Source organism: Geothermobacter ehrlichii (genome assembly GCF_008124615.1).
In the GTDB taxonomy this organism is placed as follows: Bacteria; Desulfobacterota; Desulfuromonadia; order Desulfuromonadales; family Geothermobacteraceae; genus Geothermobacter; species Geothermobacter ehrlichii.
Genome location: NZ_VNIB01000014.1, coordinates 23,252 through 43,775 on the forward strand (window position 1 = coordinate 23,252; position 20,524 = coordinate 43,775).

Sequence of the window (20,524 nt, forward strand, 5' to 3'; positions counted from 1 at the left end):
TGCAACATTTTCGCGAAAAAAAATTACACAAAAATGCACTTCATGGTTTTTATATAATATTTTCAAGCACTTGTATTCCACAAACAAACTGGACACATATTTGGTTGCAGGCCCGCACCGAACATTTCATGCGCACCCCGAAGGAGAAGCTTTTGTGGGTGCAGGGCTTCGACACGGTGGAAAAACTGCGCTAGGCCCTCCTGGCGTTCAAGGAGCGATTCAACCGGCATTGACTGCCCCAGCGCCATGCTTACATCACACCAGCCAGGTGCACGCCGCCCATGTACTCATGGCGGAGGCGGCGTGTTTTTTTGTGCAAAACAGTGTCCAGAAATTCGGGAGCTTTATGGCAATCCGAAAAAGCCACGCTCTCAGATTATAAAGTTTGCGAGCTAGGATGAATCAGACGACATCCCGGCAACCGCCGCTCAGTCGGGGGAAGGATAAATCAGGCGACACCCTGGCAACCACCGCCCTGCCAGGGGAAGGGATGAATCGGGCGACACTCCGGCAACCACCACCTTGTCGGGGAAAGGGATGAATCGGGCGACACTCCGGTAACCACCACCTTGTCGGGGGAAGGGATGAATCGGGCGACACTCCGGTAACCACCGCCCTACCTGGGGAAGGGATGAATCGGGCGACACTTCGGTAACCACCACCTTGTCGGGGAAAGGGATGAATCGGGCGACACTCCGGCAACCGCCGCCCTACCGGGGGAAGGATGAATCAAGCGACACTCCGGCAACTGTGACCTTCCCCCGGTTTGTTAGATTTTTTTATGAACAACTAGATACCAACGGAAAAATGGTTGTTGATGAAGAAATTCTTTATCCCAAAAAGACTGAAGCTACCCCCTTACACACGGCCAATGTCTGCTATCCTTCATCTCGCATGACACGTCGTTTTCTGTCACAAGCGACCTGTACCCTTCGCGATGCGAACAGATGGATAGATTGGAGACCTGCATGAAAGCAAATCTGATAGGTCGCGCCGGTGATGTTGCCCGGCTCGACATTCCTTTCTTACTCGACGCGGTACCGGCCGGTTTTCCCTAGCCGGCCTCCGACTATAAGGAGCGCACCCTTGATCTGAACGAAGCTGTGCGTCAGAAACCCCGCCGCCACCTACTTCGTCCGGGCGCAGGGGGACTCGATGATCGAGGCCGGCATCTTTCCCGGCGACGTGCTGGTGGTCGACCGCTCGCTGGAGGCCCGGCACGGCGAGTTGACGGTAAAAAGGCTGAATTTCGTTAGAATACGCATTAAATAAAATCTTGACTGTACCTCTCGGCCGGCCAAAGCTGGCCCACAACCAATAGTTTCAATTAGGTTCGCACAAATTTGAGTGAAATCGGCAAAGAACGTTTGCTTTAGCACAAATAGCTTTTGTATATTGGGAATGTTTGAAGAAACCAAGATAGACAGAGGTTACCAATGAGACATGTCCCGACCTCTCTATATATCGACACTGAGTTTTTCAAAAGACAAGGCCTCCGTTTTGACACAAGGGCATTTACCGCCTTAACGGATACATTTGCCAAAGGCGGTCTCCGCCTGATCGTTCCGGAGATTATGGAGCGCGAGTTATTTCGCCATTTTGAACGAGAGGCTGAAAAGGCAGCTAATGCTGTCATAAAAGCTCATAAAGCATACCCTATCAATAGCTTGGCCCTTGTTGAACTCCCGTCCGAAGAAGAGTTAAAAACGAAATGCATTGAAGAGATGCACCGCCATTGGTCTTCCTTCAAGGAGCATTTTGTCGTTGAGAACCTGCCCATTGCTGTCAATCTGGAGGATGTTATTGACTGGTATTTTGAAATCCGTCCTCCTTTCTCAGAAAAGAAACCGAAGGAATTTCCAGACGCGTTTATTATCAGCGCACTGGACAAGTACCATAAGCAGCACCACGCAAACATTGCCGTCATCGGTTTTGACGGTGATTTTAGCCAAGCCTGCGCAAGCAGGCGCTATATCTTCTATTTCCCTGATCTGGAAAAGTACATCGAGGCATTTCTGCCTGAATTGTCAGGAAAAGACAGGTTGCCCGGTGACGTTGACCTTACGAAACCCATTACAACCGAAGATCTGACGGAACTGAAAGCCATACTCGCTCGCGGCAGCCAGGCGACTCCGATTGAAATTGAGCGGGTCATGCAACTGTTGGAGAGCAGAGGATCTAATTACGATTATTTTTTCCAAAATGCTGACGACGCTGTTTGGTTACAATATCTTTCGGAAAAAGGATATTTTCTCAATCCCCCCGACGTAGAGAAGACCACGGAAGGACATTGTGTTTTTCCATGGTGGCCCCCCCTTGAGTATCTGATACGCATTTTTGACGCTGCACCTGCTGATGTGATGGATATAATTTCAAAACTTCCGAATACGAATAATTTTCGAATTTTGGAAGGAATATTGAAGATTGTGTTAAAGGCCGATTCGGCTGACGCGACTTTGAGATTTTCTCGATTTATCACATCCTTTATTGAAAACTACCGGTGGGGTCATAATCTCATTATTAATTTACTGAAAAAGCCTTTCCTTTTTGATTCACAGCTTTCAGAAGTTACGCCTGCCTTATTACTCAAGCTTGTCGAATTTCGCAAAGACCCTCGTGAACAGGAAAAGCGGTCCCGACGGAAAGAAAACCCTGAAGATTGGGACACCTCGCTAAAGCCGATCCCGCGTTTTGATCAATGGGAATATCAGCAAATCCTTGAAAAAGGTGTTCGCCCCTTGGCCGAGCATGAACCCTATCAGGTTGCCCGCATCTTGATTGACGCGGTGGCAAGCATGATCCGCCTGGGAATGCATCCGGAAGATTTCGAAAAAGGGAGGGACGAAGACTTCTCGGAAATTTGGTGTCGGAGGTTGGATAAGCCGGAACGTGACTATCAGGATGTGAAGGAAACCCTGGTGCAGACGTTGACCTATGCCTGCGAGCAGGTCTATGACAAGGCTCCGGAATCCATTGACGCCCTGGATCAGGCATTACGAAATCATCGCTGGAAGGTGTTTAAGCGTCTGCGTCAGCATCTTTACGCATCACATCCGAATGATCAGACCCTCCCATGGATACGCGAGCAGATCCTCGGGCATGATGATTATTCAAAGTGGGAGCATCACTACGAATTCCAATTAATGATCCGCAAAGCCAGTGAACACTTCGGTACCCGATTGCTCAGCGAGGACGAACGAAAAGCTATTTTCGACGCCATTCTCAGCGGTCCTTCGAAAGAGGATTTTCGCGAATGGATGGGTGAGCGATACAGTGAAGAGGCTTTTCAACAACGTCAGCGCTATTTTCACCGCATGCAGCTACGCCCATTTGCCGCACTGCTAAGTGGAGAAGTTCGAAATTATTTCGATAAGCTGGAAGACGAAGCCCAAGCTGAAGCTGTTACCGATGACAGTTATTCACCCTACGGCGGGGTAACCGGAGGCACTGTCACTTTCCGGAGTCCGAAGTCCGTCAAAGATCTCGAAAGCTTCACAGATGAGGAGCTTCTGGCCTATCTGAACGACTGGGACGAGGAGCATCGAGATAAGGATAATTGGCTGGTTGAGATCAATATCTCCGCGCTTGCTGGCGTCTTTCAGGCTCTGTTCAAAGAAAAGATTGCGCCAGATGGCGAGCGTCTAGCTTTCTGGATGACGAACCGTGACAGGATTGCACGGCCAGTTTATGTCACCGCCATGCTCAAAGCCATGCTTGAGCTCGTCAAGGAAAAGAATTTCGGCAACCTGGACCAATGGATGGAGTTCTGCGCGTGGGTCTTGACGCATCCGGACTCGGCGCGGGTGGAAGGTCAACCCGAGCCGCGAGACGAGTCACGCGACCATCCGGACTGGGGCAGCTCACGCAGGGCTGTGGTTGATTTCATTGACGCATGTGTGAACAAAGATACGAATGCCCCAATTACCGCAAGAGACGGCCTTGCCGCTCTGCTTCGAAAGGCGTGTTGTCAGCTTGATTGGCGACTCGATCACAACTGCCCGGTGCTGCTTAACCGAGACGATCCTATCACCGAGGCCATCAACAATACTCGCAGTCGGGCTCTCGAGTCTCTTGTCAATTTCGGCTTCTGGGTTCGCCGTCAGTCACCAGAAGATCATTTGCCAGAAGTGACCGACATCCTCATTAAACGTATAACCGAGGATGCTGAAATCCCGTTAACCCGACCTGAACATGCGCTATTGGGGATGCACTTTGGAAACCTCTGCACCCTCAATCGGGATTGGGCCATTACCCAACGAGGCGCCCTGTTCCCTCAAGGAAATGTGCCTGTTTGGCGAGATGCTTTTGGCAGCTATATCCGCTTCAACCGGCCGGTCAAGGTGACATTTGAAATTCTGCGGAAGGAATTCGAATACGCGCTTGAAAACCTGAATGTCCTGACGACCGCGAAAGACGACGGTAGGGAGCTTGTCGACAGGTTGGGCCAGCACCTTTTCACCTACTACATTTGGCAAGTCTACCCTCTAACGGGTGAAGAAAGCCTACTAGCACGTTTTTATGACAAGACCAGCGATGACCGCAAACGTTGGGCTCAGCTCTTCGACCATGTGGGCCGCTCACTGAGAAACAGCGGTAAACACCTAGACAAAGAGTTGACCGATCGCGCAATCGCCTATTTCGATTGGCGTCTTGAAGCCGCTGAGCCGCTGGAACTCAAGGAATTTACCTTTTGGCTGCAAGCTGAATGTTTCGATCCTGAGTGGCGTTTACGCTCTTACGCGAAGATTCTCGATCTTGGGTGCGGGAAGGATGTAGGCCTTTCCTTGGAGGTGAGAACTTTAAACAAACTGCTTCCGGAGCATCTGTCATTGGTCGTTGAATGTTTTACGAAAATCACGGATACCATGGACCAAGACGCACAGATGTACATTTCGGCCGACGAGGCCAAACCTATTCTAAAAGCTGGCCTGAATGCTGAAGATCCTCTGATCCGGGAAAACGCTGAACGTGCCAGGGAAAATCTGTTGCGGCTAGGCCGCTTTGATTATCTAGACGTTGAGTGAGGGGGAGTATGTAACGACTGACAACGAAAAGAATGTACCAAATTTTCGCCATTGAGTTCCTGCTCTTCACCAGCCAAGCGGTTGATTGAGGCCCGCAACTCGATATTTGGGTCTTGAAATGGTGAAAATTGGGACAAAACCCCGATATTCGCCGAGACCGTTAGGCCGAATAGTTGTTGTTTCCCCGAATCCAAAGTCATAAGTCCGAGAGTGACCGGAGACCTGCATGAAGGCAAACCTGATCGGTCGTGCCGGCGATGTTGCCCGGCTCGACATTCCTCTCTTTCTCGATGCGGTGCCGGCCGGCTTCCCTTCGCCGGCCTCCGACTACAAGGAGCGCACCCTCGACCTGAACGAACTGTGCGTCAAAAATCCCGCCGCCACCTATTTCGTCCGGGCGCAGGGGGACTCGATGATCGAGGCCGGCATCTTTCCCGGTGACGTACTGGTGGTCGACCGCTCGCTGGAGGCCCGGCACGGCGATGTCGTCATCGCCGAGTTCAACGGCGAGCTGACGGTGAAGAGGCTGGAGCTGAAGCCCGAGGTGCGGCTGGTACCGATGAACCGCCGGCACGCGCCGGTGCCGGTGCCGGAAGGGGCCGAGCTGGAGATCTTCGGCGTGGTGACCACGGTCATCCATAGTTTGCGCAAGCCATGAGACGTTTCGCCCTGGTCGACTGCAACAACTTCTACTGCAGCTGCGAGCGCCTGTTCCGCCCGGACCTGAAAAGGGTGCCGGTGGTCGTGCTCTCCAACAACGACGGCTGCATTGTCGCCCGCAGTCCGGAGGCCAGGGCGCTGGGGATCGGCATGGGCGTGCCCCTGTTCAAGGTGCGGGAGACGGTGAGGCGGCACAACGTCCGGGTCTTTTCGTCCAACTACGCCCTCTACGGCGACATCTCCGCCCGGGTGATGCAGACCCTCGAACGGTTCAGTCCCGACCTGGAGATCTATTCCATCGACGAGGCCTTTCTCGATCTGAGCGGCGTTGCCTCACCGGTCGCGTACGGACAGGAGATCCGCGCCACCGTCCGCAGGCACGTCGGTGTGCCGGTGAGTGTCGGCATCGCGCCCACCAAGACCCTGGCCAAGCTGGCCAATTACGCCGCCAAGAGATTCGCCGAAACCGGCGGCGTTGTCGACCTGAGTGCTCCACACAAGCAGCGGCGCCTGCTGGCGATCACGCCTGTCGGCGAGGTCTGGGGTGTCGGCCGCCGGATCGCCGCCAGCCTGCAGAAGCTGGGCGTGACCACGGCGCTCGATCTGGCCCGCATGGAGCCGCGCCGCATCCGGCGGCGCTTTTCGGTGGTGCTGGAGCGGACCGTGCGCGAGCTGAACGGGGAAAGCTGCATCGGACTGGAGGCAATGCCGGCGGCGAAAAAGCAGATTGTCTGCTCCCGCTCCTTCGGCGAGAAGCTGACCGGCTATGCGGAAGTGCGCCAGGCGGTGTGCGAATTCGCCGCCCGCACCGCCGAAAAGCTGCGGCGGGAGGAACTGCTGGCCCGCATGGTTCATCTCTTCATCCGGACCAGCCCGTTCGACGGCAGCGGGCCCGGCTACAGCAACGCCGCCACCGGCACGCTGCCCTGTCCCAGCGCCGACAGCCGGGCGATTCTGGCCCTGGTCACCCGCCTGTTCGACGACATCTGGAAGGACGGCTGCCGCTACGCTAAGGCCGGCGTGATGCTCGGTGATCTCTGTTCGCCGGACCAGGTACAGCCCGATCTGTTCACGGCCGGAGATGACCAGGACCGGAGCGACAGGCTGATGCGGGCCATCGACGCCATCAACCACAGTGGCAGAGGCAAGATCTGGTTCGGTGGCCAGCGGCCGCAGACCGACTGGTTCATGCGCCGGGCACACCTGTCACCGGCCTACACGACGCGGTGGGAGTGCATTCCGGAGGTGTGCTAAGGTATCGTAAGAGGAGGATCAACATGGGCTGCATGGTCATCGCTGGATATCTGCTCGCGGCTTTCGCAATTTTCGTGATTGTTCACGACAAGATCGTGGACAAACGCGAACGCAAACGCGACCACACGAAGCACCCCCAACAAGGTTGAGAAAAGAGCCTCTCCAGCAGCGGACAGTCAGGTTAGTCGTCCCCGAAAAACTCCACAATGCATCTGAGGCAGGCTGAGAAATCTGGTAGCCTACGAGGCTCAAGGACGTGTCCATTAGAACGAACACCAAGGCAGAAAGGGGCAAAACATGGGAAAAGGATGCACCGACTCAAAAGAAGGAGTCAAACCTAGCCTCAAATGCTGCTAGTTCGTCGGCTAGATAGTTATGGGATGGTCCCCGCACTTGCCACCAACACACTACCCTTCCCCCGAAAATGTGGATAATCCGAAAAAGCCACACTCTCAGATTATAAAGCTTGCGAGCAATGATGAACCAGGCGACTCTCTGGCTGCCGCCCCTGCTAAGGTAGGGATGAATCGGGCGGCACCTTGGCAACCGCTGCCTTGCAAAAAGATAATGGTGTAAGCTTGGCAGTTAATTGACTGGGAAGCTTACGACCAATGCGCGCAAACTAGGTTGTGACCTCGCCAACGACAAACAATTCGGTAATTGGCGTGATACGGAATCTGTGCTCTGTCTTTTTTAAAGCGCCTGCAGATTTTACAATTTTTCCAACAGCGTCAATGTCGCCATCAGAATACTGCTGAATGATGTCTTTACATTCGTCGCAGAGCTGGTTGAACCTCTCGATAAGGACAACCACTCCCTTTGACGATTTCTTCATGATCTTTTCTTTGGTGACCTGGATGTGCGTCAACAGATCGCCGGCCGTCAGGACGCTGCCTTCAAGGGCGATGAAATCAAACCCCATCTCTGTGGCAAATTTCTTGATGGTGGTCGTTTTGCCCATGCCGGTTGGTCCAGAGAAAACGGGCACGCGAACAGGTCTGGTTTTGTCGAGCAATGCACGATCAACGTAAACTCTCTGATTGTATTTGTACGATTTATGAAGAGCATCAAGCATCTTCACATAGGGAGAGCTTTTCCTCTTCGCTATTTCCGACATCGCATTTTGACACCATTGCAACAAGTTTCGGTCTTCTTCCCCGTAAGCAATACCTTCTACCATGAGTGACAAATGATTCAATTCTTCGATTGAAGTGATGTGGTGTAACCCTGAAATAAGAAAATTTTTCGCGGTGTCAAAATCGTTTAAATCGTCGATTGCCATAAAGATGACCCGTTCCAGGTCATCACCGCTTGCAATCCTCTTGAAAGCCTCTGAGAGGATGGCTTTCTTTGTTGCATTGTCGAGTTGTTCGTTATCGTAGATAAAATCCATGAATTCTCCGGTATCGTTAAATTTTGAGATTTTCTTCTTGATTTCTTCAGAGATCATAGGCTGCCTCCGGCGATCAAATGTCATGGGTTGTGGCATATGTCGGCATGTCAAAATGAAATGTGCATTCGGCTGCATTCCGAATTTCTGGATGACAGCCAGTTGCCGGTCGCAAATGGCCTCGGCCCCTGTCTCTTTTGTCAGCCCGGCGACATGGCTGCCTCCATGTTGGCCGCCAGCGGATTTGATTCGTGCCTGCCCGGGGCATCAGAACAATATCGTGCTTCCCCTCTCGTCCTTGGAAGACTCCCAAATATCTACCAGTTTTCCTCTGCACCGTGGGCATCCTGAGGGAACACACGTGTCGCAGTAATAGACTTCTTTTTGGCACTTGGTACAGTATCGAGGCATCTCTTGCTCTGTATATCTGCTGTATGTGTTGCGACATTTCTCGCAGTTTCTTGATCTTGCAAATATAAGCATTTGTTTGCCTCCTTTGGTTGCTCATGTTGCTTTGGCATCCATGTGCCTGTTTAAAAAGAAATATATCTGTTGCTGTATTCCGAGACCCGTGTCAGCCACCGGTAGTCTTTTTCCGTCAGCTCGTCGACCTCGAGACCTCTTGCGAAGATACTTTCAACGTCCCATTGGTTCATGCTCTTCAGGTCGACATATTTCACGTTTTTCTTCCGGAGAAAATTTTTCAGCTCTTCAATGTTTTTTGCTTCAACCGCATGAAAACATTTGTATCCATGCCCACGTTCTTCGTAACTGACAATGTCGACGTATTCAACAATTCGCCCTGGTGTTTGAATAAGCATGATCGTACTGTCTATCGGTTCGTAACCCCATCCGGCGTCTTTCTTGATACGTCCATCGATAAAGGCCGCGAGCCTTTTCACCTTTTGCGGATAGAGACAATCGTCCCAGAATTTGATGAGATCTTTTGAGATGTCATCTTTGCTGGATTTCTGGATGCCAATCCAGCTGTCGGGAACAAGAAAATCGAAATTGTGTTCAAGTTCCGATTCCAGCCGTTCTCTCGATACTTTGTTGAAGAATTCGACCTTCTCCTTCCGGTCGAATCGGCTGGAGTAGGCAATCAGGAAAAAGGGCTTTTCGATGAGTTTGAGGGCCTCCTTGCAATGACTCATTCCCCTGACATCGGGAAAGGGCGGGTCGAAGAACAGGAGCATGGTATTTTCCACTGAGAGAAAAAGGAGGTTGGTGTTCGGATTTTCATTGATTTGCGCCAGCCATTCTTCACGGTTCATCGCAACCTCCTTTCTGCGGTGGGCTACACGAAAAGCAGATTTTCGGGGTGCAGCTTCCTCTCTCCGTTCCACCGGTAACCGCACAGGACGCCTCCCCTGGCGACGCTGAAATCGACACAGGTGGCGTTCGGGGTCAGCAGCCTGACAGGTGGTCTCATCCAGTAGTGACCGAAGAACACGGGCTTTTCCCCGGTGGGATAGATGTTCCTCCCGTTGTCGGTCAGTGGCAGGTTCGGGATAGCTGGCAGCTGGTCGTCCGGCAGCATGGCAATCTCCCGGTAGGTTCTGCCGGATGCTTGCCACCACTTGACCCTGATTTCCTGTCTGGCGAAGCCGTCCTTGTCCTGAAGAACACATCCTGCCGGCAGAGGGATTTCGGTGCCCTTCAGCAGGGTTTCGATGATCCGGTGCTCCGATGTCCGGTCATCGACAGACCGAAACAGGAAGTGATCGTCGAGGCAGAAGGTGTTCGTTGGCTGGCTGCCGTTGCCGGTCAGCGACCGGATCAATCTGGCGTCCCATTCGGCATGGATGACCCGCAGGCCTTCCAGTTCGAGAAAGAGAGGCAGGGACCGAAACCAGGCAATGGTCTCGACAAGAAGGCTTTCCCGGCCGGCAAATTCGGCCAGAAAGGCAGCGTGTTGCGCGGTATTCTTGGCAGAATGGGGCCGCAGCGGCTGGCCTGTTTGCGGATGCCGGGTGTGGTAGCAGATGGCATTGTATTCGTGGTTGCCCATGACGGCGAGAGCTGCCCCGCCGTCGACCATGCGACGAACGATATCGATCACGCCGAGATTGTCGGGTCCCCGGTCGATGAAGTCGCCGGCGAAGATCGCCTGACGTTCCGGGTGGCGGAAGCATCCGTTGTGCTGGCGATAGCCGAGCTGACGCAGCAGAGCCCGCAGAGCGTCGGCATGGCCGTGAATGTCGCCAATGATGTCGTATCCCGTAGAACCGGTCGTTGTCATCAGCTTGTCCTGAACCCGAAGTTGAAGAAGATGTAGTCACCCGTTCGTTTCAGGGTTGTGCTGGCTTCGCCGGGCAGTCCGGCGATTTGCCGGGCGATGCGAACGAGCTCGTCATCCGCGATGCCTCCGAATTGGCTGGCCACAAAGACCAGGGTATTGCCCCTGATGCCGTCCCAAAGCCATTTTTCCCACAGCACGTTATTGCCGTCGAAAGTCAGGTACCGTTTGGACAGGACTTTCGTGTCCTTGTCTACGGGCCGGTTGTTGAATAGTTTCCGGTTGCACATCGGTTCGATTCTCTGGGACATGCGGCGTGGGCATGCCATCAAGGCCGCAGGGTTTTCGCCCCAATCGGCATCCTGCTCAACTGTATAATCCAGGCATGCGACAAACGATGTCGCATTGGTGACAAGGAATGCAGGGGCTCCGATCTGCTGTTTCCGGGCGGGGAGGGGCCGCTGGTTTCATTGGTAGAACTGGTGGAGTTTGGCCGCGATGCTTTTGAACTCCTGGCGGAGGGCTGGAGGCCCCAGAATCTCGACCGTATCGCCGAATCCGAGCAGCCACCAGCGCAATTGATGGCTGTCGAGAACGGTGGCTTCGAGTATGACGTGGTCATTGCCATCTTCTGTTATGGTCTGGTCTTCGCTGAGCCGCCGCTCCTGCAGGTGACGTGACGCGCCGGCAGCAAAACGGGCACGCAGGCGGATGGTCTTGCCTTCTTCGAGAGGCCATTCGAAACGGCCGTTGCGCATGTGTTGCTCGAGATCGAAGCCATCGGGCCGTTGAACCTCTTGTTCCAGCAGTTCGACTTCCAAAAACCGGTGCAGGGCGTAGTGGCGGACGTCCTGGTAATCGTCGATACGAGCCACCAGGTAGATGACGGCGTCGGAAAAGACCATTCCCAGGGGATGGAAATGCAGTTGTTTTTCCCGGCCGTCGATTGCCGACCGATAGCGTCCCCTGAAACAGCGATCTCCGAAGAGGGCTTCAGTGATGGTCTCAAGGACCTCTTCACTGATGTCCGGCGGGAGCAGCGGCTGGGTGCGCGAAACAACCTTCACCTTTTCCGGCCAGTGGGCGTGGCCACCGGAAAGCTTGTCGAGAATGGTTTGGGCGCGCCGGAAGTGTCCTTCCAGGCTGCGGGCACATTGCCCGGGAAGCATGCGCAGCATGAAGGATTCGACCATCCGCAGAGTGAGTGCCGCACTGGGGCCCATGCCAGGAATATCGAAGGTCTCGGCGTCTTTTTGCCAGGACCAGCCGGCGGGTTTACGACCGTCGCTGACCAGCGGAAAATGCCGGGACAGCTTGTCGAGGTCGCGCTGGATGGTTCGTCGTGTGGTTTGATACCCCTGTTCGTTCAGTTTGTGTTCGAGTTCGGCGGTGCTGATGCGGCGAGGCTGGCGCGGAATCAGGCGAAGCATCAGCCATTGTCGGAGTAGGGTTTCCATGGGGCTTCCCAGAGTGGCACCTTTTGACTTGGTAAATGCCCGCAACTTGATGGCATCTTTCAACCATTTAATACATCAAGCGGTTTCTTTGTCTCTAGCGGCCCGAAAGATGCCAGTCGAAGATATTTCTACTCGCCATCCGACTTCTTCGACAGAGCAAATTTGGCGCCTAATCAAATTAAGTTATCATTCAAACGTCAATCCTACACGTCCTCTTCCAAGATGTTCCCATTCTCCATTAACCACTGCTTGGCTTTGTCCATCATCGGAGATTGTGACCTGACAATATTCCAGAACCTTGATGTGTGGTTTCCTTCCAACAGATGAGCTAACTCATGAACGATGACATAGTCAATAATGAACATGGGCGCCTTTATCAACCGCCAGTTGAAGTTAACGTTGTTCTTGACGGTACACGACCCCCAGCGGTAGCTGCTATCTACGATCTTGGCCTTGTTGAAGGCTACACCAAGCTGGCGGGCATGATGGCGCACCCGTGGCAGAATCTTTTCGTGGGCCTTTTGGATATACCACTCCCGCAAAACGGTCTTCCGATTCTGAACATAGGAGGCGGGGATATAAAAGCGCTGGGCGAAACGGATCTCGGACAGGTCGGATTCGACCACTTCAATGCGGTAATGCCGCCCCAAATATAGCGCCGACTCGCCACTGACGAGTTCTTTCCCCGGGGCGTGAGGCAATTCCCTGTACTTTTGCGGATGATGGAGTTTTTCGTAGATCCACAGGCGTTTGGTCTCAACGATCTCGCGTATCTTCGCTTCCGGTGTGGTCATGGGTGCATGGACGATCACACGCCGGTCGCGCTCCACTGTGATGGTGAGCTTGCGCCGCTTGCTGGAACGTCGGATTTCGTAAGCGAGCTCCATTTGGTCACTCCGCGTAGAGGATGATGTCGTTGTTCTTTTCGGCGATTTCTATAATGCGGCTGATGATGTGTTTATAATTTTCTTTCATTTTGGGTAGTCCAATAAACTTTTTTGAAAGCAAAATCTTCTTGATCTCCGCAGTCAGATTGTTGCGTGCCGGGATGCTCTCCCAGAATCCGGTCAGCTTCAGTTCGCGCTCAACGACCAGGGATATCCGTTGCGTCAGATCCACCAGCATCGCGATCTCGTCATCATTCAGATCTTTCTCGCCGAACAGCTCGCGGCGGAAAGAACGGAAAAACGGCATCTGTTTCTTGCGGTGCAGATCGTAGGTTGGTTCCTGAGATGCAGCGATGATCTTCTGACGAAGCTTCTCAAGTTCATCATAGACTTTGGCCCAATTGTGATGAAACTCATCCAGAATCCTCTCCAGCGCCTCGGCAAAAGAGGCTTGCAGATCCGGATCGTCATCGAGCTCCACATCCAGATGGTGGCGTATCGCATGTTCAACCTCGGCCGCCTTGGTTTTTGTTCTCTTGTGCTTGCCTACCTGCTTTTCAAAGTTGTCGTCGAGAATTGAAATTGGTGGCACCCTAAGGTCGATGCCTTTCGACACCAGATATTCGTCTGTGATGGCCCGTAGCTTGGGCGGGATGCCTTTCATGCTCAGGCGTTGGTCGCGCAGGTGCTTACCGGCAAGCACATTAATTTCGGTCAGCGCTTTGTAATCATCAATGTAATCAAGCGCTTCCTTGGCCGGGAAAACGGTATTCAGGCATTTGGTAAACTGCTTGAAAGCCAGTATGAAATCGAAGCGGATGTCTTCGTCGTAAAATAGATCGAAAAAGGCATCCGTATCGCTCAGGTCGTTTAGGCCATGCTTTTTCAGCAAATCCATGATCGCCTTGTGCGCCGCCTCCAGTTCGCGGATTTCCTCCTCCGGAAAACTTAGTGCTTCAGTGATCTGCTTCTGCTCACGCTCGTCGTAGTCCTCCAGCGCCTTTTTCAGGTGATGGCCGATACCAACATAATCAACCACGAATCCCTTGTCCTTACCTAGGCCACCCACTCGGTTGACGCGAGCAATAGCCTGCAACAAGTTGTGGGCAACGACCACCTTGTCTAGATACATCACTTGCTCCACCGGCGCGTCAAAGCCGGTCAGCAGCATATTGTTGACAATCAGAATCCCCATATTGCCATTCTGGCCATCTTCCTCGCTACCGAAAGCCAGTTTGAAGCGCTTGATGCTGGTCTCGTGCCGCGACTTGTCAGTATATTTTTTCAGATGCAACGGGTCATTATGCCCGCCGGAGATGATTACATCCGTCTCCAGCTTTTGGAGTAGCTCGAGGTCCAGCTTGCGGGGGTTGTTCTGTCGCAGCCTACGCAGGGAGAGTCGTAATGATGCGTCAATCCAGCGCTTGTAACGCACTGCCGCCTCACGGGAGGTAGCCACGATTTGCGCCTTAAAGCCATTGGGAAAGACATGAGTCAGATAGTGCCGCACCATATCGCAGGCTTTGGCCTTGATGGTCTCCTTTGCTTCCAGGTAGGCATCTCGCGATCCATATCCCAGAATCTGCAAACGCTCGTCCAGGTTGTAGTCGCTGAAGACATCCTCGAATGCCGTATCCATGCCTTTCTGGTCGGGCACGTCGGCATAGTGGGTGCGGCCTTCATAGACAATTTCCAACGTCACCCCGTCCTCAATGGCCTGGCGCATGGTGTACTTGTCGATATAGTCGCCGAACACCCGTTCGGTCTTGTCTATGGGGGTGCCGGTGTAGCCGATACGGGCGGCGTTGGGGATGGCTTTATCCAGATTAGCTCCCAACAGCGCATATTGCGAGCGATGAGCCTCGTCGGTCATCACCAGGATATGCGGGCTAGAGTTTAGCTCCGGGAAAGTCTCAGACAGCTCCGTCTCGCGGAATTTGTGAATCATGGCCATCACCAGATCAGAAGCGTCGGAGCGGAGCAGTTCCTTGAGCGTCCTGATGCTGTCGGCCACCTTGACCGTGAAGCCAATGCCCTGGCTGGTCTCGGCTAATTGCTGCTCCAGTTGAGTGCGATCGGTGACGAACACCACTTTCCACTTGGCCAATTCCGGGTGCTGGTACATCTCCCGTACCATGAACATCATAGTAAGTGACTTGCCCGATCCCTGAGTGTGCCAGATAATGCCGCTGCGCTCTCGCGGTGTCTTGCCCTCAAGCAAACGTTTGACCGCCAGCTTGACAGCACGGAACTGCTGATAGCGCCCCACGATTTTGATCGTCCGGCCCTTATCGTCGGTGGAGAACAGGGTGAAGGTGCGAATGATGTCCAGCAGATTGCGAGGGTCACACATGCCGGCTACCAGTCGCTGCTGATCATTGGGGCCGCTGGCGCCGTGTTCCAGCTCATCCACCGTGCGCGGGTAAGGGTCTGCCCAACGGTAGAAATGCTTTTCGCTGTGCGAGCTGATGGTGCCGAACTTGCATTCGTTGCGGCAGGTGGCCACTACGAACTGGTTGTAATAAAAGAGCGGCTGGCTGCCTTCGCCTCGGTCGCCGCGCTGCTCGCTGTAGCGCAGAAGCTGGTCAATGGCTTCAGGGATGGCGTCCTTGACCTTGGGCGACTTGCACTCGATCACCACCACCGGCAGGCCGTTCAGAAACAGCACGATGTCCGGAATGATATGGTGCTCGGTGCCCAGGATACGTACCTTGAACTGGCAGACGGCGGTAAAGTCGTTGTTGGCCGGATTGTCAAAGTCGATAAAGCGCACCGTGGGGCTTTTCTCACCCGTCTTGCGGTTCTCGCTGACGCTGGTGTTCTCCAGCAGCAGATGCAGAACATGCCGGTTGTTCTCCATGAGGTTGCTGCCGGGGAAACTGGCCGTGAGGTGCTTGATCACCTCCTCGGTCTGGTCCGCCTCCAGCCATGGATTGATGCGTTTAATGTTTTCTCTCAGAACCTTGGGAAGAATCACCTCGGTAAAACTTTCTCGCCCCGTGTCGCTTGGCTTCTGCTTCTGGCCGGTAAAGTCGATGATGTTCCAGCCAAGCCCCGCCAATTGGTCCAGCAGCGGCTTTTCCACATGGTTGCGCTCGTCGATCTTGATATGTGCAGGGGTCTTATTGAGGCTCATGCGCAGGCCTCCTGTTGTTCTTTTTCCAGTAGTGGCGTCACGCGGACTTTGCCGGTGAGCAGGTCTTGCATGAGAGCATTCTTAAGAGATTGCAGCTTGAATAAATCTTTGTTTAGATGCTTCAATGTTTCATTGTGGCTTCCTATTATTTGAAATATAGTAATTTGCTCACTAATAGGAGGTGTGCGCACTAAAAATTTCCGAAAATGTTCCAAATGAATGTGTGCAAGTCCGGTTCCAGCTGATAGTGAGCCAAGTTGCATCATAAACTCACCGCTGTCGAAAAATGCCCAAATCAACTGTGGCATACAAATTTCGTACTTTGGTCTAAGCAAAGCAACAGATACAAAAATGCTAAACTCTGGAGCATCCTCGGGTACTATCCGGGCGACACCTAGTGTTCCATCTTTTGTCACCAACACATCACCTGCGGTTGGATTTGCGCGTTTTTTGTATAACTTGTGAGCATCTTCAGATATAAGCCTAGTATTTGAAAAATCAATTCCGGGAGTGGATGTGAGATCTGTTACTACAATAAATGGTACGCCAGACTCTACATAATTTGGCGTGTGATGTACGCCATCAACGATTTGTGTTGTCAGATGCTCCATCCTCAATACATTCCACTCCACCGGAATCGGCCCCAGTGGGGAATCTTTGAATTTATGGGTTTCTTCAGAGCGGAGGTTGCCGTGTTCGTCGATGCCGCGGATGAGGAGGTCCTGCATCAGGCCGGTCTTTATGCGCTGCTGCTTGGCAATCAGCGCCTCGGTATGCTCAATCGCCCGATCCACCGCTGAAAGGACTTCAGCAATTTTGGCTTGTTCAGTTATAGAGCCCGGAAGGTCCAAGAATACCCAATTAATGAAACTTGTTTTTAATCCAGGCTGCGCTGATCCAGAGATCTGTAAACTTATTTGCCTCTGAATACTTTCCGATAAAAGGCTGTAATAGAGGTACTCTTGAGTTATTTTCTTGCATTTTCCTCGAAGTAGAAAAAGGTGTTCGTTGATACAGGCATAATCCTGATCACCAGAGAAGTAAAATCCAACCTTTCCAGTCTGAGCACCGTCTTTGTTAATAAGAACATCACCAGGAAGAAGGTGCCCTTTGGACATTCCTTTGTAGAAATCCCATGAAACGAGTTTGACATTTTCAAGAACTACCTTGCCTGAAGGTAAAATATTTTCTCCCCCGAGGCTTGGTACATCCCCATACTCACTATTAACGCCACCCTTAGGCCGAGAACCGCTTTCAATTGTTTCAAGAACTGAAAATAAACTTTCCCGTTGCCAATCTGCATTCATCCCAAATACCCCAAACCTTTTAGAAACTCATCCAACTGTTCCATCGTCTCTGTCCGCTGTTGCTCCAGCTCCCGCATGGAGACGGCATACTTGTTCCAGAGCTTTTCGACGGCGGTAATCAGCGCCCGTTTTTCGGCGTTGAGGTAGCGCTCCAGTTCGGTATGGGCGATGTCGTGCAGCTTTTTCAGGATCAGCTGCCTAGAATTTTCTTCGGTCAGCTGCCCGCCGATCTCATCTAGCAGGGCGTCGGTTTTTTCCAGCCGTGCCTTGATAACAGACTTGTCCTTGTTCAGGGCGTTGGCTTTGCGCTTGTCGGCTTTATTGGTGGGGTCGAGCTTATTCAGCTGTTCATCGATCTGGCGCAGCAGTTCTTGCTGTTCGGCATTGAATTCGTCAGCACCCAGACGCTTAAGCTGAAGCTTAGTCTCCAATGCGGCCTGTTGTTCCTTGAGTTTGGCCTTTTTCTCCTTGATGCGTTTCTCGATGCGCTTGATGGTCTTGTCCTGTGCTTGCAGTGCTTCGCGTTCCTTGCGCGCGGATTCGCCCATCGAGTTTTTGAGGTCGTCAATCAGTGCCTTGAGAGCCTTCTTGATGACGGCGGCGGTGATTTTCTCGTCCTCCTCCGGCTCGTAGCCGGCCACTTCCTGCGCCGTTTCCACGGCTTCAGCCAGTTCGCTCTGCGCTTCGCTGATGGCCGATTCCATCGTCTCGATCTCGTCCGCTTCCACTTGGAAATATTCGGCAATCAAGTAGTCGTCCGGGATCAGGCTGTGGTGCCAGCCGGTGGAGACGATGGTCTTGAGGTCGTAGCGGATCTGCTGCCACCAGTTAACGAAGACGCCAGCGCTCTTGAATTCATCCAGCACGCCGAGTGGGATGAGCTTATCCTTGAGGGTGGTGAGCAGTTCGGACCGGACCTCGGGCAGCTTCTTGCCGTCGCGCAGTTTGGCGAAATCCTCGCGGGCCACCGCCCACCAGCTCGAGAGCGCCTCGGTGTGGTGGTCGAGGGTTTGTTGCAGCCCAGGCTCGGCTTCAAACCAGGCCTTGATGGCGGGCTTACCGTCGATGGCGTCCAGAAACAAGAGATAACCGGGCCGCTCGGGTTGGAACAGGGCATTGGTCTCCATGCCGAAGCGCTGGAAATCCGCCGTAAATAGCGAGACTTCGGCCTCGGGAATGCCGCCGATCAGGTGGGCCTGCACATCCTCGGGTTCCGGTTCCGGGGTGTTGTCCACATAGCGGCGGATGTTGAGGTTGTAGTCGTGCTGCTCGACGATTTCTTTCTTATCCACCAGCCGTGAGTATTTGGGAATTTCCAGCTTGTGGGTAAAAACGTGGTCGATCTTTTCGATGTCTTCGGGCCGCAGCTTGTTCTGGTTCTTGCCCTCGGCGTATTCGCGGTCGGCGTTGATGAATAGAATCTTGCCCCTCAGTTCGTCCGGCTTGCGCTTGTTGACCACCAGCACACAGGCAGGGATGCCGGTGCCGTAGAACAGCCCCGGCGGCAGGCTGATGATGGCCTCGATGATGTCGTCCTCGATGAAGATCTCGCGGATAAGCTTCTCCTTGCCGCCACGGAACAGCACGCCGTGAGGCATGATGGTGGCCATGTGGCCACCGGGTTTGAGGCTTGCGACCATGTGCTGGACGAACATCAGGTCGGCCTTCTTGCCGGTTTCCGGGCACCATTCGCGGAAACGTTCGGGGAAGCGCATATTGGCCCGGCTGTAGTTCTGCGAGAAAGGTGGATTGGCCAGCACCCGGTCAAAGGTGCGGGGCTTGCCGTTTTCCAGGATCAGCGGTTCTTCCAGCGTGTCCCCGTTCTCAATGGCGAAGCGGGTGATGTTGTGTAGGATCAGGTTCATATTGCAAATGGCCCAGACGGTACCGTTGGACTCCTGTCCGTAGAGAAACAGGTCGTTGGGGTCCTGTCCCTGCTCCTCGACATACTGGTGCGACTGGATGAGAAAACCGCCCGAGCCGACGGTGGGGTCGTAGATGGTGTTGCCCGCCTCGGGCTTGACCAGTTGCACCAGCAGGCGCACCACCTCGGCGGGGGTGTAGAATTCGCCGCCTTTCTTGCCGGCGCTGTCGGCAAAGTACTTGATAAGGTATTCGTAGGCCGCACCCAGCAGGTCAGGGAACTCGAAATTGTCATTGATCAGCGGCGGGAAGCTGCTGAAGTGATCCAGCAGATCTTTCCATTTCTGGTCGGGGATCTTGGTCTTGCCCTTGACCGCATTAAAATCGATGTTGTTCTTCAGGACTCCGGCCAGCGCATCGTTTTCTTCTTCAATGGCGGCGATGGCTTTGTTGAGCATGTTGCCGATATCATGCTTCAGATCCTTGAGTGCGGGGACGAGATTACCGTCTTCGTCGGTCCATGACTCATGCCAGCGCGCACGTTTGGGGACGAAAAAGGTCTCGCCGTAAGAGGTCTTGTCTTCGAGGATCTCTTCCATCAGCTCGGGCTGCTCCCTGAGGTGGGCATACTCCTCACGCAGCTGTTCCCGCTTGCGGTCGAACTCGTCGGAAAGCCTCTTGAGGAACAGCATGCCGAAGATGAATTCCTTGAACTCCGAAGCGTCCATCTTGCCGCGCAGAATGTCGGCAGCCTTGAAGAGGAAAGACTCAAGTTGAGAGAGCGTTATTTTTTCTTTCAATGGATTACCCCTTGCCAGTTAGTAATCGTAGCTAGTAGCGTTAAAATGAATGTTTATCTCTAAGCTGCGGTGTTCTCTGCGAGGTTAGAGAAGAACACTCACCCCATCTCCAATCCGAACCTGCCACCCTTAGCATTCCTATCCAAATAGCCCTGTCAGCAAATTGGACCATGGGGCAACGCAGAGAGAGCACGTCTTTGAGGGTCACCGTCGTAACAAAAGTTGGGATGGTTGGAACTTTTACCTCTGTTGTTGAGGACGTCCTTGGCCATTACCTGCCAACTTTCCACAAGGTTTACCATCAAAATCAAACAGCAATAGAGTTCGCGAACACTACTGGCTTTCGCAGAACCTACTCACCCAAAAATTCCAACTATATACTTTCCCCTCTGCCAAAAAGAACCCCTCCCATTTGTAAGAAGAACCAGAAGATACGGTCTGACAGAAGCAATTAGATGTCTTCTTTAACTGATATGGCTTGGGGATGACCAGAAAAGCTTACCGATG

Annotated in this window: 14 protein-coding genes; 5 read left to right on the forward strand and 9 right to left on the reverse strand. The window is 53.2% G+C overall.

Features of this window, described 5'->3' with window-relative positions:
- Positions 1–1,155: 1,155 nt before the first annotated feature.
- The 5 genes from EDC39_RS15975 to EDC39_RS15785 all read left to right on the forward strand — a co-directional run bounded on the left by EDC39_RS15975 (position 1,156) and on the right by EDC39_RS15785 (position 7,087).
- On the forward strand, positions 1,156–1,272 hold the full coding sequence (locus tag EDC39_RS15975; RefSeq protein WP_246140254.1) for a LexA family protein: 117 nt from the start codon (positions 1,156–1,158) through the stop codon (positions 1,270–1,272).
- 164 nt (positions 1,273–1,436) lie between these two features.
- Positions 1,437–5,024: a PIN domain-containing protein gene (locus EDC39_RS12830; protein WP_148896793.1), complete on the forward strand. Its 3,588-nt coding sequence runs from the start codon at positions 1,437–1,439 to the stop codon at positions 5,022–5,024.
- 226 nt (positions 5,025–5,250) lie between these two features.
- Positions 5,251–5,682, forward strand: coding sequence for a translesion error-prone DNA polymerase V autoproteolytic subunit (gene umuD, locus EDC39_RS12835; protein ID WP_148896794.1), 432 nt, complete (start codon positions 5,251–5,253; stop codon positions 5,680–5,682).
- Positions 5,679–6,938, forward strand: a complete 1,260-nt coding sequence (gene umuC / locus EDC39_RS12840) for a translesion error-prone DNA polymerase V subunit UmuC (RefSeq protein ID WP_148896795.1) — start codon at positions 5,679–5,681, stop codon at positions 6,936–6,938. The genes umuD and umuC overlap by 4 nt, the downstream gene beginning before the upstream one ends.
- 23 nt (positions 6,939–6,961) lie before the next feature.
- Positions 6,962–7,087 carry a hypothetical protein gene (locus EDC39_RS15785; protein WP_281289763.1) on the forward strand — a complete coding sequence of 42 codons (126 nt, stop codon included), beginning with the start codon at positions 6,962–6,964 and terminating at the stop codon, positions 7,085–7,087.
- A 473-nt stretch (positions 7,088–7,560) separates the two neighbouring features.
- Here the strand turns inward: EDC39_RS15785 and EDC39_RS12845 are convergent, their stop codons facing one another.
- From EDC39_RS12845 to EDC39_RS12885, 9 genes are all read right to left on the reverse strand, one after another.
- Entirely contained in the window at positions 7,561–8,388 is an 828-nt protein-coding gene (locus EDC39_RS12845) for an ATP-binding protein (RefSeq protein ID WP_187426801.1), read from the reverse strand.
- A gap of 473 nt (positions 8,389–8,861) precedes the next feature.
- Complete coding sequence (locus tag EDC39_RS12850; RefSeq protein WP_148896797.1) at positions 8,862–9,602, reverse strand: hypothetical protein; 741 nt, start codon at positions 9,600–9,602, stop codon at positions 8,862–8,864.
- 23 nt (positions 9,603–9,625) lie between these two features.
- Positions 9,626–10,570, reverse strand: coding sequence for a metallophosphoesterase (locus EDC39_RS12855; protein ID WP_148896798.1), 945 nt, complete (start codon positions 10,568–10,570; stop codon positions 9,626–9,628).
- The gene (locus EDC39_RS12860) at positions 10,570–10,857 is read right to left on the reverse strand and encodes a hypothetical protein (RefSeq protein WP_148896799.1); all 288 of its coding nucleotides are present in this window, start codon (positions 10,855–10,857) and stop codon (positions 10,570–10,572) included. Before EDC39_RS12860 ends, EDC39_RS12855 begins: the two co-directional genes overlap by 1 nt.
- A gap of 177 nt (positions 10,858–11,034) precedes the next feature.
- Positions 11,035–12,087, reverse strand: coding sequence for a helix-turn-helix transcriptional regulator (locus tag EDC39_RS12865; protein WP_148896800.1), 1,053 nt, complete (start codon positions 12,085–12,087; stop codon positions 11,035–11,037).
- Between the two features lie 140 nt (positions 12,088–12,227).
- A complete protein-coding gene (locus EDC39_RS12870; RefSeq protein ID WP_148896801.1) occupies positions 12,228–12,911 on the reverse strand; it encodes a M48 family metallopeptidase in 684 nt (227 codons plus the stop codon).
- A 4-nt stretch (positions 12,912–12,915) separates the two neighbouring features.
- Entirely contained in the window at positions 12,916–16,047 is a 3,132-nt protein-coding gene (locus tag EDC39_RS12875; RefSeq protein ID WP_148896802.1) for a type I restriction endonuclease subunit R, read from the reverse strand.
- Positions 16,044–17,354 carry a restriction endonuclease subunit S gene (locus EDC39_RS12880; protein ID WP_148896803.1) on the reverse strand — a complete coding sequence of 437 codons (1,311 nt, stop codon included), beginning with the start codon at positions 17,352–17,354 and terminating at the stop codon, positions 16,044–16,046. The genes EDC39_RS12875 and EDC39_RS12880 overlap by 4 nt, the downstream gene beginning before the upstream one ends.
- Positions 17,351–20,017 carry a type I restriction-modification system subunit M gene (locus EDC39_RS12885; RefSeq protein WP_148896804.1) on the reverse strand — a complete coding sequence of 889 codons (2,667 nt, stop codon included), beginning with the start codon at positions 20,015–20,017 and terminating at the stop codon, positions 17,351–17,353. The genes EDC39_RS12880 and EDC39_RS12885 overlap by 4 nt, the downstream gene beginning before the upstream one ends.
- Positions 20,018–20,524: the final 507 nt, after the last annotated feature.